The following is a 13,458-nucleotide window of genomic DNA, read 5'->3' as shown; positions in this document are numbered from 1 at the left end:
CCGTACGCGCCCGATCGTTTCGGAAAGGATACTGCATCCGGCGTTGAACGAAGAAAACTGTACCGCGGGCGGTGCCTCTGGTGATCGCCTGAACCGCCGGGGGCGCAGGCGTCAGCGCACCGTGTCCACACCGGCGAGCAGCTCACGAGCGAGGGGATGACCAAGAAACGCGGTCGGGCTGGCGGTCAGTCCGTACGCTCCCGCCATGAAGACCGCGACCAGATCCCCTACCTGTGTGACTGGGAGCGAAACCCGGTCCGCCAGCCGATCGAGCGGGGTGCACAATGGCCCGACGATGCTGACGGTCTCGGTATCGCCCCCCGCCCCCGTAGCGATCGACACCGGATAATTCCGGCGGACCACCGTTCCGAGATTGCCGGTGGCGGCGAGCTGGTGATGCAGGCCCCCGTCGACCACAAGGAACGTTTCCCCGCGGCTCTGCTTGCGATCGACGATCCGGGTCAGATACACCCCCGCCTCACCGACCAGCCAACGGCCCAGTTCGATCGCGTGGCGTGTGCCGCTGCGGTCTCGCTCGCTGAGCCGATCACCGAGCGCCGCGCCGATCGCCTCGATATCGATTGGCTGCTCGCCCGGGAAATAGGGGATGCCGAACCCGCCCCCCAGATTGACCAGCGGTGGCTGCACGCCGACGGTATCGCTCAGGCGATCCGCCAGTTCGAGTGTGGCGGCCTGGGTCTCGATGATCGCACTCGCATCCAGCGCCTGCGATCCCGCGAAGATATGCCATCCGCGCCAGTCCGCCCCGGCGGCAACGACCGTCTTCGCAACTGCCGCCGCAGCGTCGACATCGATCCCGAACGGCGAGGCACGGCCCCCCATCCGCATCCCGGAGCCCCGCAATTCGATATCGGGGTTCACCCGGATCGCGAGCCGCGGCGTCACCCCCGCACGCTCGGCGATGTCGAGCGCGCGCGTGACCTCGCCAGCCGATTCGATGTTGATCGTTATCCCGGCGGAGATCGCGGCTGCGAGCGCGTCGTCGCGTTTGCCGGGGCCGGCGAAACTGATCGTGGGGGCCGGCTTGTGCGGCAGGGCCATCGCCAGCTCGCCAATCGAGGCGATATCGAAACCGTCGACCAGTGGCGCCATCGCCGCCAACAAGGGCGCGAACGGGTTCGCCTTGATCGCATAATGCAAATCGATCCCGGGCGGCATCGCTGCGCGGAAGCGGGCGATCCGTGCGGCAACGATGCTCAGGTCATACACGAACACCGGCGTGTCACCGGCACGTGCCACCCACGTTTCGGCCGTTTCCCCTGCAATGCGCAGTGACGGACCTGCACCGAAGTCCGCAGGAATGGAGCCCATCGGCTTCATGCAGTCATCTCCGCTTTCAAGGTGGCGCGATCGAGCTTGCCGTTAGCGTTGCGTGGCAGTTCGACGCGCCAGACATAGCGCTGCGGTTGCTGGAAGCTCGGCAGTTCCCGCCGTAATCGCGCACGCAGGTCGTCCTCACGGGCTCCGTCACCGCGAGCGACGACGACGATCGCCTGGCCGAGGCGCGGATCGGGCACGCCGATCGCGACCGCTTCGACGGTTTCGCCGCCCGCAACGACGGCGTCCTCGATCTCGGTCGGGCTGATGCGGTTTCCCGCGCTCTTGATCATCTCGTCGTCCCGGCCGACAAACCGCAGCAGTCCGGCCGCATCGGCAACCACGGTGTCGCCCGACCACACCGCCATCCCCGTGCCAGCCGCCCATTCCGGTGCCGGGCGAAAGCGTTGCGCCGTACGCTCGGGGTCGTTCCAATATCCGTGCGCCACCAGCGGTCCGGCGTGGACCAGTTCGCCGGGTTCGTCGATGTCAGCGGGTGACCCGTCCGGCCTCACCACCAGCACTTCCGCGAACGGGATCGCGCGGCCGATCGAGTCCGGGTGTTCCGCAACAAGTTCGGGCGGGAGATAGGTCGAGCGAAACGCCTCGGTCAGCCCGTACATCGGATAGATGCGAGCCTGCGGAAACCGATCCCGAAGCCCGGCAATCAGCGGGGCGGTCAATGCCCCGCCAGAATTCGTCAAACGTTTCAAGCAGCTTGCTGTCGCGTCTGGCCAGTTTGTCTCAAGCAGTTGGACCCATAAGGGCGGAACGCCCGCGAGCGTCGTCGCACCGACCCGGTCGACCGCCTTCACCACGTCGCGCGCAGTGAGATAATCGAGCGGGGCATAACGCGCACCCGCTGCCCAGGTCGAGAACAGCTGGTTTTGCCCGTAATCGAAGCTGAGCGGCAATACGCCGAGCACCCGGTCCTGCGGCTTCAGGTCGAGATACGCCGCTACGCTGATCGCGCCGAGCCAGAGGTTCGCATGGCTGAGCATCACGCCCTTGGGGCGGCCGGTCGATCCCGACGTGTACAGGATCGCCGCCAGGGCATCCGTATTCGCGGCAGAGGGAGGAAGAACGGTAGCGTCGAGCCGAACATCCGTTTCGAGATGTATCGCGCATCCCTCTGGGATATCGCCGACTGCCAGCGTATCCCGGCGCGCTGCCTGCGTCACCAGCAGTTCCGCGCCACTGTCCGAAACGATATGCGCCACCTGCGCGCGCTTGAGCATCGGGTTGATCGGTACGTGCACTAGTCCCGCCCGCGGCGCCGCAAGCGGCAGAACGCACGCGATCCGTGTCTTGGGCAGCCAGCTTGCAACCCGCGCTCCTGGCACCAGTCCCAACCCCGCCAGCCAACCGGCAACCGCCCCGGTCATCCGTTCGAGACCGGCAAAGTCGAGCGACCCGTGCTGATCGATCAGCGCGACGTCGGACGCCGCGCCGCGCGACAGGACGGTATCGATCGGAAAGGGCGTGGGATCGGGCGGGATCATGGTTCCTGATACCGCGCTTCGCCCGGGTGTGAAGGGGTTGCGCGTGGCCGCCCTTGGCAGCGCGCCGTGCATTCTCTATCGCACCCGTCCATCATCAGATGAAACCGGGGCTTTCAGTGCTGCCTGACCATTACGCCGAGATCGACACCACCATCCGCGCGTGCCTTCGCGACGTGCTCGGGCTGAGCGAGGAAAGGGTCGCCGGCTTCCACGAAGAGACACCGTTGTTCGGCGCACTTCCAGAGCTCGACTCGATGGCAGTCGCCGGGTTGCTGACCGAGATCGAGGAACGCCTCGGCATCCTGATCGAGGATGACGAAGTCGATGGGGAGATGCTCGAAAGCTTCGGCGCGCTTGTTCGCTTCGCGGCAGCACACGCGCCACGATGATGCCGGGCTGATCGAGACCCAAGTCCAGCGCGGCGGCCAGACGGCAACGCCGCGCTTGACGACGCCGGCTATTCCGCAGCCTCGGCCATCTCGAATTCCATCTCCGCAAGGAACCGCTCGGCATCGAGCGCGGCCATGCAGCCGGTGCCTGCTGCGGTCACGGCCTGGCGGTAAACCTTGTCCATCACGTCGCCGCAAGCGAACACGCCGGGGACACTCGTCCGCGTGGAGCCGGTCTCGGTCCAGATATAATGGTCCTCATCGAGGTCGAGATGTCCGCGGAACAATTCGGTTGCGGGATGATGCCCGATCGCGACGAAGCCGCCCTCGGTATCGAGACGTGACTTCTCGCCCGTCACCGTATCGATCAGATCGATCCCGACGAGACCGGCATTGCCGCCGCCATCGACGAAGCTGTCGACTTCCTTGTTCCACAACACCGTCACGCCCTTATGCGCGAACAGGCGTTCCTGGAGGATGCGTTCCGCACGCAGTGAATCGCGACGATGGATCAGCGTCACGTCGGGCGAATGGTTGGTGAGGTACAATGCCTCCTCGACCGCGGTATTGCCGCCGCCGATGACCGCGACCTTCTTGCCGCGATAGAAGAACCCGTCGCACGTCGCGCAGGCGCTGACGCCTTTGCCCTTCAGCGCATCCTCGCTGTCGAGGCCGAGCCACTTGGCCTGCGCGCCCGTCGCGATGACGAGCACGTCGCCTTCATAGACGTCCCCGCCGTCGCCGCTCAGCCGGAACGGGCGCCGTGACAGGTCGACCTCGACGACCGTGTCGTACATCAATTGCGTGCCGACGTGTTCCGCCTGCTTCTGCATCTGCTCCATCAGCCACGGGCCCTGGATGACGTCTGCGAAGCCCGGATAATTCTCGACGTCGGTCGTCGTCATCAGCTGGCCGCCGGGCTGGATGCCCTGGACGAGGATCGGCTTCATGCCAGCACGCGCGCCATAAATGGCGGCGGACAGCCCGGCGGGCCCCGAACCGAGGATCAACATTCGCGTGGTATAGGTGGTCATGATGGCTTTCGTCCTGTCGGCCCGCCGCGTCTAGGGTCGCGACGGGCCGGCTGACAACATGGGGGGCGCGCCGCGTCAAGCAAGAGCTTGCCCGGCGCACTAGGGCTCAGGCGGGCATCCGGTACATGGCACAGAGCTTGTTGCCGGCCGGATCGCGGAGATAGGCAAGGTAGAGATTGCCGAACGAGCCTTCGCGGACACCAGGGGGGTTTTCGCAGGCCGTACCACCGCTTGCGAGCCCGGCGGCATGCCAAGCGTCCGCCGCCTCGGGGGATTCGGCTGCGAACCCGATCGTCCCGCCGTTGGCGTGGCACGCGGGCGCACCGTCGATCGGCTTGGTCACGATGAACCGCCCGCCGTTGCTCATATAGAAAAGGCGTCCCGACGGATCGAGCTTGCCCGCACTACCGCCGAGCGCGGCGAGCGTCGCATCGTAAAACGTGCGCGAGGCCTCGATGTCGTTCGATCCGACCATGATATGACTGAACACGAATCCTGCTCCATGGAACTGTATGTTGGGACCGACAGGATTAGCACTTCGATACGGCGACGCTACCGATTTGGTAGCGGAGGAGGGACTTGAACCCCCGACCCCAGGATTATGATTCCCGTGCTCTAACCAGCTGAGCTACTCCGCCAAGCCGTATCGAAGAAGCGGCGCTATAGGTGCGGGACCGGCGCGCGGTCAACCGCCTTTTCACGCAAATATGTGACGCGACAGCGGTTCCCACGGTCCGCCACGATACCACCAGCTCGCCAGACCCACGATCCGGGCGCTCCGAGGGCGGAAATCCGCCTCCAGCGACGCCTTGAGGGCCTTGGCGACCGCAGGGTCGACCTTGTTCTGCACGGTCACGTGTGGACGCCAACCGGAGCGGTCCTGTGGCGTCAGCACGGTTTCGAACGCATCCGCCAGGTTGGCGCGAACCTCCTCGAGCTCCGGGCAATCGATTCGGAACGCCACGCCGCGGCCGAGTGACATGACGCCTGCGATTCGGGCCTCGGGCGCGGGCACACCGCGCGTTTCGGCGGTCAGGCGTTGCTTCAGCTCGCGCTCCAGGCTCGGTGCGAGGTGGTGGAACATCGTCAGATGCGCCGCGAGCTGGTTGCGTTCGGGCGGAAAGTGCGTCCGGCGCAGATCGTCGAAGACCGCGGTATCCGCTGGGCCGAACAGCGCCGTCACAATGATCGGCGCGGGGGTGGAAGTATCCAAGGTCAAATCTCTAGCTGACTGCCGAGTTCGACCACGCGATTGGTCGGCAAGCGGAAGAATTCCATCGCGCTCTCGGCGTTGCGCAGCATCCAGGCGAACAGCTTCTCGCGCCAGATCATCATCCCCGGCCGCGACGACGGCAACAAGGTCTGCCGCGCCAGGAAGAAGCTGGTGTCGATCATCCGGAACTCCGCCCCGCAGCGATGCACGTTCGCCAGCGCATGCGGCACGTCAGGCTCCTCAACGAAGCCGTAGCGCAGGATCATCCGGTGGAACCCCGACCCGAGGTCGTCGAGCGAGCAGCGCTGCCCTTCCGGGATATACGGCTCGTCCGCGATCTTGACCGTCAGCAGGATGATTCGCTCGTGGAGCACCTTGTTGTGCTTGAGGTTGTGCAGCAGCGCGTGGGGGACGCCCTCGGGCGACGACGTCATGAACACCGCGGTCCCCGGCACGCGTGTGGCCGACGTCGCGGCGGACTGGATGAACACCTTGATCGGCATGGCCGATTCGCGCATCCGGTCGATCATCAGCTGCCGCCCCTTCGACCAGGTCGTCAGCACGACGAAGATGAAGAACCCGACGAGCAGCGGGAACCACCCGCCCGAGGAAATCTTGGTCAGGTTGGCGGTGAAATAGGCACCGTCGACCAGGAAGAAGATCCCGAGCAGCGGAATGGCGAGGAACTTCGACCAGTTCCACAAGCGGAACAGCACGATCGTCAGCAGGCACGTATCGATCAGCATCGCCCCCGTCACCGCGATCCCGTACGCCGAAGTGAGGTTGGACGAGGTACGGAAGAAGATCAGCAGCAGCAGCACCATCGTGCCGAGGATCCAGTTGATCAGCGGGAGATAGATCTGCCCGACCGTCGCGGCACTGGTGTGCTCGATCCGAAGTCGCGGGATAAATCCCAACTGGATCGCCTGATGCGTCACCGAGAACGCGCCCGAGATCACCGCCTGCGACGCGATCACCGCCGCCGCGATCGACAACAGTACCAGCGGCAGACGCAGATGCTCGGTCGCGAGCATGTAGAACGGGCTTTCGAGCGCGGGCATCCCGATCCGCGACAGCAACGCCCCCTGCCCCATGTAATTGAGCATCAGCGCGGGCAGCACGACGCACAGCCACGACACGCGGATCGGATTGCGGCCGAAATGCCCCATATCCGAATAGAGCGCCTCGGCCCCCGTCACGGCGAGCACGACCGACCCCAGTGCGAGGAACGCCGGGAGAGGGTCCGATGCGAAGAACTCGAACGCATAATGCGGCGACAGCGCCCACAGGATCTGCGGCGTCTCGATGATGCTCAACAGCCCCAGTGCCGCGATCACCGCGAAATAGACCATCATCACCGGCCCGAAGAACAGGCTGACGCGCGCGGTCCCGCTGCGCTGGATCGAGAACAGCCCGATCACGATCGCCATCGCGATCGGGAGCACGAATTGCGACAGCCCCGGAGCTGCGACCTTGAGCCCCTCGACCGTCGACAGCACCGACACCGCCGGGGTGATCATGCTGTCGCCATAGAATAGAGCTGTCGCGAATACGCCCAGCAGGACGATCCCGCGCGACCAGCGCCGCGTCGTCGTCTTTCCGTTGACCAGCGCCAGCAGGGCTAGGCTACCGCCCTCGCCCTTGTTGTCCGCGCGCATCAGGATCGCGACATATTTGAACGTCACGACGATCATCATCGACCAGAAGATCAGGCTGACGACGCCCATGATGTGCAACGCGTCGACCGCGAGCCGGTGGTGCCCCGCGAAGGTTTCGCGGAAGGCGTAGATCGGGCTGGTCCCGATATCGCCGAACACCACGCCGACCGCACCGACCGCGAGCCGGAGAAGCCCGTTCTTGCGATGTTGCGGCTCGATCGTGGCGGAGTCGCCTACGGTCGTCAGGTCCGTTGCGGATGCGTTGACGGTGCTCACAATGTGCTGAATCTCAAGCCGATTTCAAACAGATAGGTCGGGAATGACCGCATGATGCCAAGGCCTCGATGGTGCAGCGCAATAGCACGCGCCCAAAGCCCGGGCAACGCGTCCCAAACGCGCGCGTGCCATCCGGGTCAAGCCTCGGTCGCAAGCGTGCGGATGGTGAATTGCGTGATCAGGCGGTGTACGCCCGGGAGTGCCGAGAGCACTTCGCGATGGATGCGTTCGTAGCTGTCGTCCTCGCGGACCAGGACCTTGAGCAGGTAATCGGATTCCCCGCTCATCAGATGCGCCTCGCTGACTTGCGCCGTCCGCGCCAGCGCCTGTTCGAACGCCATCATCGTCGCCTGCCGCTGGTCGGTCAGCGTTACCGAGACGAACATGGTCGAGGGATTGCCGCGCGCCGCCGCCGACAGGCGGGCTCGATAGCCCAGGATCATCCCTTGCTGTTCGAGCGCCTTGACGCGCCGGTGCGCCGCCGATGGCGAAAGCCCGACCCGCGCGCCGAGGTCCTCGCTGGTCATACCCGAGTCCGCGCCGAGCTGCGCGATGATCTTGCTGTCGATACTGTCCATCTGCGAGCGCTTTGCGCCTATCCGCCTTACCGCACAATATCATCCTGAATGCGCAGAGGTTGGCGGACGACTTTGCAAGCACATTCCGCCCCGACTGGTGTATTCTGCGCCAAACCAAAACGGAGAGTGACATGCGCGTTGGCGTTCCCAAGGAAATCAAGAACCACGAATACCGCGTCGGCCTGACGCCCCCGTCGGTCGCCGAACTGGTTGCCGCCGGCCATACCGTCGCGGTTCAGACCGGTGCCGGCCTCGGGATCGACTTCGAGGACGCGGACTATGTCGCGGCCGGCGCGACGATCCTCCCGGATGCCGCCAGCGTGTTCGCGCAAAGCGACATGATCGTGAAAGTGAAGGAGCCGCAGGCGAGCGAGATCGCGCTGCTGGAAAGCCGCCACCTGCTGTTCACCTATCTCCACCTGGCAGCAGACAAGCCGCAGGCCGAGGGCCTGATGAAGTCGGGTGCCACCTGCATCGCCTATGAGACGGTGACCGCGCATGACCGCTCGCTCCCCTTGCTCAAGCCGATGAGCGAAGTCGCCGGGCGCATGTCGATCCAGGTCGGCGCGCATTATCTCGAGAAGGAACAGGGCGGTCGCGGCGTATTGCTCGGCGGAGTTCCGGGCGTTGCACCCGCCCGCGTGGCCATTCTCGGCGGCGGTGTTTCCGGCGTCAATGCGGCGCAAATGGCGGTCGGCATGCGCGCCGACGTCACGATCTACGACATTTCGAATGCGCGGCTGGCGGAACTCGATATGTTCTTCGGCAGCCAGATCAAGACCGCCTATGCAAGCAAGGCGGCGATCGCGGCGGCGGTGAAGAATGCACATCTAGTGATCGGCGCGGTGCTCGTCCCCGGCGCGGCGGCACCCAAGCTCGTCACCCGCGACATGCTCAAGACGATGAAGCGCGGCTCGGTGCTCGTCGATATCGCGATCGACCAGGGCGGCTGCTTCGAGACGAGTCACGCGACCACGCATGAGGACCCCGTGTTCGAGGTCGACGGCGTGATCCATTATTGCGTCGCCAACATGCCGGGCGCGGTCGCGCGCACGTCGGCGTTCGCGCTCAACAACGCGACGCTGCCGTTCGTGCTCAAGCTGGCAGGGCTTGGCGCGGAAGCGGCAATGGCAGCCGATCCGCATCTCGCCAACGGCCTCAACGTATCGGGCGGCAAGATCCGGCACGAAGCAGTGGCAGAAGCGCTCGACCTGCCGTTCGACGCCTGGACCCGCTAAGACATCTCGCACCGCTCCGGCGAAGCTGATACGATGCATTCGTGCGTATCGTTCAGCTCGTCGGAGCCCTGCTCTGCCTCTTGGGGGCACCCGCAGCGGCGCAAGTCATTCCTCCACCGTTACCGGCGCCGATTGTTCAGATCCTGCCGATTGCGCCTCTTGCCACTCCCCCTCCCGTCGCTTCGACCAAGCCAGCGCCGTTGCACGAGACCGCCGCCGATGCGCTGAGCGAAGATGCGCAGGAATATGCGCGCCAGTTTTCCGTGCCGATCGCGGAAGCGCGCAATCGCCTCGTCGCGCAGGAAGCCAGCGTCACCACGACCGATGCCATCGCCGATGCCTATCGCGACAGGCTTGCCGGCATAGCGATCGAACATCGACCGACGTATCGCATACAGGTTTACCTTACCGGTACCGAGCCGGTTGCCGACCAGCGTGTCGTGGTCGGTAGTTTCTCGGTGCCGGTCCAGTTCCGTACCGGCGCACGCGTGACGCGCGACCGGGTGATCTGGGCAATGACCAATCGGCAGGCTGCGATCCGCGCCGCCTTGCGCAGCCCCCCCGGAATGGGGCTGGATCCCCGCACCGGGGAACTGGTCATCACGATCGGAAGCCTCGACGCGCGCGACGGGATCGATGTGATCCGCCAACGGATCGAGGCGATCGCCGGGGTTCCGGTCCAGGTCCGTGCGGTCGATCATGTCGACGTCAATCTTGCGGTCGAGGGCGGTGCGCGGGTCGAGGGCGTCGATCCGGGCGATGGCAAGCGATACCTTTGCACGTCGGGATTTGCCGTGACCGACGGCACGCGCGACGCGATCACGACCGCGGCGCATTGCGTCGACGAACTCAGCTACCGCGACCGGACCGGCACACTGGTGGCCTTGCCGTTCGTGGCGCAATGGGGCTGGGGCTACCGCGACGTCCAGATCAATGCCTCGCCGGAACGGCTGGAACCGACTTTCTTCGCCGATACCGCCAAGACCCGCGTTCGCACCGTGACCGGCACGCGCAGTCGCGCCAGCACGCGCGCGGGGGATTTCGTATGTCATCGCGGCGAACGCACAGGGTATAGCTGCGCCGTCGTCCAACTCACTGATTTCGCGCCTGCTGGTGACTTGTGTGGGGGTGCCTGCCTGCCGACCTGGGTCGCGGTTGCCGGTCCGACGTGCAAGGGTGGCGACAGTGGGTCCCCGGTATTCACCGGAACCACGGCGCTCGGGATCGTGAAAGGCGCGAGTTACCGCCGTGACGGGAGCTGTGCCTTCTATTTCTACATGGCCGTCGATTATCTCCCGGAGGGCTGGGCCATCCTCCGTCTGCCGCAAACACCCGGTGTGGCCGGACCAAACCGCTAACTATTGTTGTCGTGCGCAGCATGCCGACCGAAGCGCCACCGCACGCATAGGTCCGCTCCCGCTGCTGACAGCCTGCTCAACTGCTGGTGATCGGCAAGGTATCTCATTGATCAACAAAGCTTGTCTTCCGACGCAGACGCGACCATCCTCGGCGTGCAGTGGTAGAGGGGCTACCATCGCACGCCGCGCGGCACCGAAGTCACGTTAATCAATCACACATAACAACGTGGCAGCGCAGGTTCGAATTGTTCGCACGGGGGGCGAAGTGATCACTACCGTTCTTCGCATTCTGGCGCTGCTCGGGTTGCTTGCGGTAGCGACCGGATCGGCGAACGCCGAGGTCCCGCTGTTGCATTCGGCTTGCGTCGCCTATGTCGAGTCGGCCGCAATTCCGAAGACCGCTTCGGTCGCCAACCTTCCCTATGCCTGTCAACGCGGCGCACGTCCCGCAGGTACGCGCTGGACGTGGCTAAGGCTCGATACGGCCCGGTTGGGCGATATCCGATCCGAATGGCATCTCCTGATCGATCAGTCCCGCTTCAAGCGCATGATGGTGATCGTCGTCCGGCGTGACGGGACGGTTCGTCGCGTCGTCCGGACTTCGGCCGAGCTTCAGGACGTCGGGGCACCGGGCGGCGTTCTCGATTTCTCGTTCAGCGACCATGGCGCGGACCTTGGTGCGCTGTACCTGGGCTTCGACAAGCTCGACGATCTCGCGCTCGTCCGTTCCGTTGCGGTCGCGACCGAGGCAGAGGCCGCCAGGTCGCGCGATCGATGGCTGATCCTGATGGGCCTGTTCGCCGGCACGCTATTGTCTGCGTTCACCTATAACGTGCTGATCGATCGCGGGAGCCGTTTCCCGTTTCAACGCTGGTACCTCGCCTGGATCACGATCGCGCTGTCTTATGGTCTGGCCTGGTCGAACGTTGCCGGGATGCTCATCCCGGGATTTGTCGGTCCCGTCGTCGTATCGATCGACTATATCCTGGTCGGGTTGCTGGTCGCCGCGGGAAGCATGTTCTTCCTGTCGCTGGTCGAGGATCAATTGCTGCCCCCCTGGTTGCAGCGCAGCGGGCGTGGGCTGGCGCTGACCGGTCTCCTCGCTGGCTTGCTGGCCGCGACCAATGAGGTCCTGTTTCCGCCGATTCTGATGGATCGCATGCTCAACCTGGCGGTGATGGCGAGTGCGATCATGGCCTTCTTCGGTATCGGCTATGCGATCCGCCGCGGCAGCCGGGTGGTCTGGTTCTACGTGATCGGTTGGGGGCCGGTCATCGCGATCTTCGCGTTGCGCGTCCTGCGCAATTTCGGAATCTTCCCGCAGGGCGACATGCTCGACGTCGCAATGTTCGCCGCTCTGGCGTTCGAAGCCGTCATCCTGTCGCTCGCCACGTCGCATCGCTTCAGCACGCTGCGCAACGAACTCGACCATGAACGGCGGAGCCGTGAATGGGGGCTGATCGAAGCGGAGAAGCTGCGTCACGCGGCCTTGACCGACCCGCTTACCGGGCTTGGCAACCGCGCCGCGTTTCAGACGGCACTCCAGACGCGGATCACGACGGGACGCGCGGCACCCTTCACCCTTTTCCTGATCGACATCGATCACCTCAAGGACGTCAACGATCGGCTCGGTCATGCGGCGGGCGACGCGATGCTGTGCCACATCGCGAACCGCCTCGCCGAACTGGCCGGTGCGAACGACGCCACCGCGGTCCGTCTGGGCGGGGATGAATTCGCCATCGTCGCGGCCGATGCCGAGGACCGGTCCGCCCGGATCGAGACCGAACTGGCCCGGATCCAGGGTGCGATCTGGCACCATGTCGATGACCGCAGGGCGCTTTCGCTGAGTATCGGGTCCGCCCGCTGCCCGCGCGACGGACACGAGCCGGACCTGCTGTACCGTAACGCCGACCTCGCGCTTTATCAGGCAAAACGTCTTGGGCGCAGCCTGCACCATCGGTACGACGCGATGTTGCGGACGTTGCTCGAGGTTAGCACGACCTTCGCGAGCGATGCAGAAACCGCGATGCAGCGCGGGGAATTCGAGCTGTTCCTGCAACCGATCGTCGATCTCGAGGAAGACCGCGTCGTTGCCTACGAAGGACTGCTGCGTTGGCAACATCCGAAGCACGGTCTGCTGATCCCAAGCCAGTTCGGGGACATTCTGGTCGAGGAACGCATCGGCCCGCGCGTCCAGGATCACGTCCTCGACATCGCGCTCGGTCTGTTGCGCGACAATGCCAGCGAAATTCCGTGCCTGTGCGTCAATTTCACGTCGGCGCAGCTGTCCGGCCCGGTCGCCGCCAAGCGCGTCCTTGCGCGGCTTGCGCATTTCGGCGTGCCGCCACACGCGCTGTGCATCGAGGTGACCGAGGGTGTCATGCTCGGTCGCGCCGCGGACGGCGTGATCGGTACGCTGCACGCGCTGCACGACGCCGGGGTCCGTATCGCGCTGGACGATTTCGGCACGGGTTACGCATCGCTCAGTCATTTGCGGCAAGTGCGCGTCGATACGCTCAAGATTGACCGCTCGTTCATCTCGGCCCTGGAACACGCGTCCGACAGTGCCGAGGAGATCGTCCGTGCGATCATCGGGTTGGCGCACGGCCTAGGCAAGACGGTCGTAGCCGAGGGGGTCGAGAATGAGGCGCAGATGCGCATCCTGCTCGAACTCGGGTGTCGCTATGTTCAGGGGTATCGCTTCGGACGACCGCTTCCGTGGCGTGCCATCGGCACGGTCACCGCGGGGCGAATGGCGCAGCCGGGAAACCGGTAATCCATCGCGACGCAGACCCGGACGGTAAGCGATCGCTATTTATATAATTGAAATAATTAATACTGTCATATTGAGCAGCCATGGGGACCACGTCGCCG

General features: G+C 64.8%; 11 protein-coding genes and 1 tRNA gene. 4 read left to right on the top strand and 8 right to left on the bottom strand.

The window, feature by feature from the left end:
- Nucleotides 1–111 precede the first annotated feature (111 nt).
- The gene (locus ABIC17_RS08450; RefSeq protein ID WP_354280917.1) at nucleotides 112–1,341 is read right to left on the bottom strand and encodes a pyridoxal-dependent decarboxylase, exosortase A system-associated; all 1,230 of its coding nucleotides are present in this window, start codon (nucleotides 1,339–1,341) and stop codon (nucleotides 112–114) included.
- Nucleotides 1,338–2,840 carry an acyl-CoA ligase (AMP-forming), exosortase A system-associated gene (locus ABIC17_RS08445; protein WP_354280915.1) on the bottom strand — a complete coding sequence of 501 codons (1,503 nt, stop codon included), beginning with the start codon at nucleotides 2,838–2,840 and terminating at the stop codon, nucleotides 1,338–1,340. Before ABIC17_RS08445 ends, ABIC17_RS08450 begins: the two co-directional genes overlap by 4 nt.
- A 98-nt stretch (nucleotides 2,841–2,938) precedes the next feature.
- On the opposite strand from ABIC17_RS08445, the gene ABIC17_RS08440 reads away from it, so the two are divergent.
- Nucleotides 2,939–3,229 carry an acyl carrier protein gene (locus ABIC17_RS08440; protein WP_354280913.1) on the top strand — a complete coding sequence of 97 codons (291 nt, stop codon included), beginning with the start codon at nucleotides 2,939–2,941 and terminating at the stop codon, nucleotides 3,227–3,229.
- Nucleotides 3,230–3,297: 68 nt separating this feature from the next.
- Here ABIC17_RS08440 and trxB read toward each other — a convergent pair whose 3' ends face one another.
- The 6 genes from trxB to ABIC17_RS08410 all read right to left on the bottom strand — a co-directional run bounded on the left by trxB (nucleotide 3,298) and on the right by ABIC17_RS08410 (nucleotide 7,988).
- On the bottom strand, nucleotides 3,298–4,263 hold the full coding sequence (gene trxB / locus ABIC17_RS08435) for a thioredoxin-disulfide reductase (RefSeq protein WP_354280911.1): 966 nt from the start codon (nucleotides 4,261–4,263) through the stop codon (nucleotides 3,298–3,300).
- 106 nt (nucleotides 4,264–4,369) lie between these two features.
- The gene (locus ABIC17_RS08430; protein WP_354280909.1) at nucleotides 4,370–4,753 is read right to left on the bottom strand and encodes a VOC family protein; all 384 of its coding nucleotides are present in this window, start codon (nucleotides 4,751–4,753) and stop codon (nucleotides 4,370–4,372) included.
- 71 nt (nucleotides 4,754–4,824) lie between these two features.
- Nucleotides 4,825–4,901 (bottom strand) — tRNA-Met (locus ABIC17_RS08425).
- A 59-nt stretch (nucleotides 4,902–4,960) separates the two neighbouring features.
- Nucleotides 4,961–5,476, bottom strand: a complete 516-nt coding sequence (locus ABIC17_RS08420; protein ID WP_354280907.1) for a 2'-5' RNA ligase family protein — start codon at nucleotides 5,474–5,476, stop codon at nucleotides 4,961–4,963.
- 2 nt (nucleotides 5,477–5,478) lie between these two features.
- Nucleotides 5,479–7,410: a potassium transporter Kup gene (locus tag ABIC17_RS08415; RefSeq protein WP_502958429.1), complete on the bottom strand. Its 1,932-nt coding sequence runs from the start codon at nucleotides 7,408–7,410 to the stop codon at nucleotides 5,479–5,481.
- Between the two features lie 137 nt (nucleotides 7,411–7,547).
- Entirely contained in the window at nucleotides 7,548–7,988 is a 441-nt protein-coding gene (locus ABIC17_RS08410) for an Lrp/AsnC family transcriptional regulator (RefSeq protein WP_354280905.1), read from the bottom strand.
- Between the two features lie 131 nt (nucleotides 7,989–8,119).
- Between ABIC17_RS08410 and ald the strand changes: the two genes are divergently transcribed.
- From ald to ABIC17_RS08395, 3 genes are all read left to right on the top strand, one after another.
- The gene (gene ald, locus ABIC17_RS08405) at nucleotides 8,120–9,226 is read left to right on the top strand and encodes an alanine dehydrogenase (RefSeq protein WP_354280903.1); all 1,107 of its coding nucleotides are present in this window, start codon (nucleotides 8,120–8,122) and stop codon (nucleotides 9,224–9,226) included.
- 41 nt (nucleotides 9,227–9,267) lie between these two features.
- Nucleotides 9,268–10,584, top strand: coding sequence for a chymotrypsin family serine protease (locus ABIC17_RS08400; RefSeq protein ID WP_354280901.1), 1,317 nt, complete (start codon nucleotides 9,268–9,270; stop codon nucleotides 10,582–10,584).
- Between the two features lie 265 nt (nucleotides 10,585–10,849).
- Nucleotides 10,850–13,360, top strand: a complete 2,511-nt coding sequence (locus tag ABIC17_RS08395) for a putative bifunctional diguanylate cyclase/phosphodiesterase (RefSeq protein WP_354280899.1) — start codon at nucleotides 10,850–10,852, stop codon at nucleotides 13,358–13,360.
- The last annotated feature ends 98 nt before the right edge of the window (nucleotides 13,361–13,458 follow it).

Source organism: Sphingomonas sp. PvP056 (genome assembly GCF_040549155.1).
Lineage (GTDB): Bacteria > Pseudomonadota > Alphaproteobacteria > Sphingomonadales > Sphingomonadaceae > Sphingomonas.
This window is presented reverse-complemented; position numbering and strand designations above follow the sequence as displayed.

Bases quoted from the DNA above. Each gene is read 5' to 3' on its own strand.
- ABIC17_RS08450 (WP_354280917.1), bottom strand. From the start codon at position 1,341: ATGAAGCCGATGGGCTCCATTCCTGCGGACTTCGGTGCAGGTCCGTCA.
- ABIC17_RS08445 (WP_354280915.1), bottom strand. From the start codon at position 2,840: ATGATCCCGCCCGATCCCACGCCCTTTCCGATCGATACCGTCCTGTCG.
- ABIC17_RS08440 (WP_354280913.1), top strand. From the start codon at position 2,939: ATGAAACCGGGGCTTTCAGTGCTGCCTGACCATTACGCCGAGATCGAC.
- trxB (WP_354280911.1), bottom strand. From the start codon at position 4,263: ATGACCACCTATACCACGCGAATGTTGATCCTCGGTTCGGGGCCCGCC.
- ABIC17_RS08410 (WP_354280905.1), bottom strand. From the start codon at position 7,988: ATGGACAGTATCGACAGCAAGATCATCGCGCAGCTCGGCGCGGACTCG.
- ald (WP_354280903.1), top strand. From the start codon at position 8,120: ATGCGCGTTGGCGTTCCCAAGGAAATCAAGAACCACGAATACCGCGTC.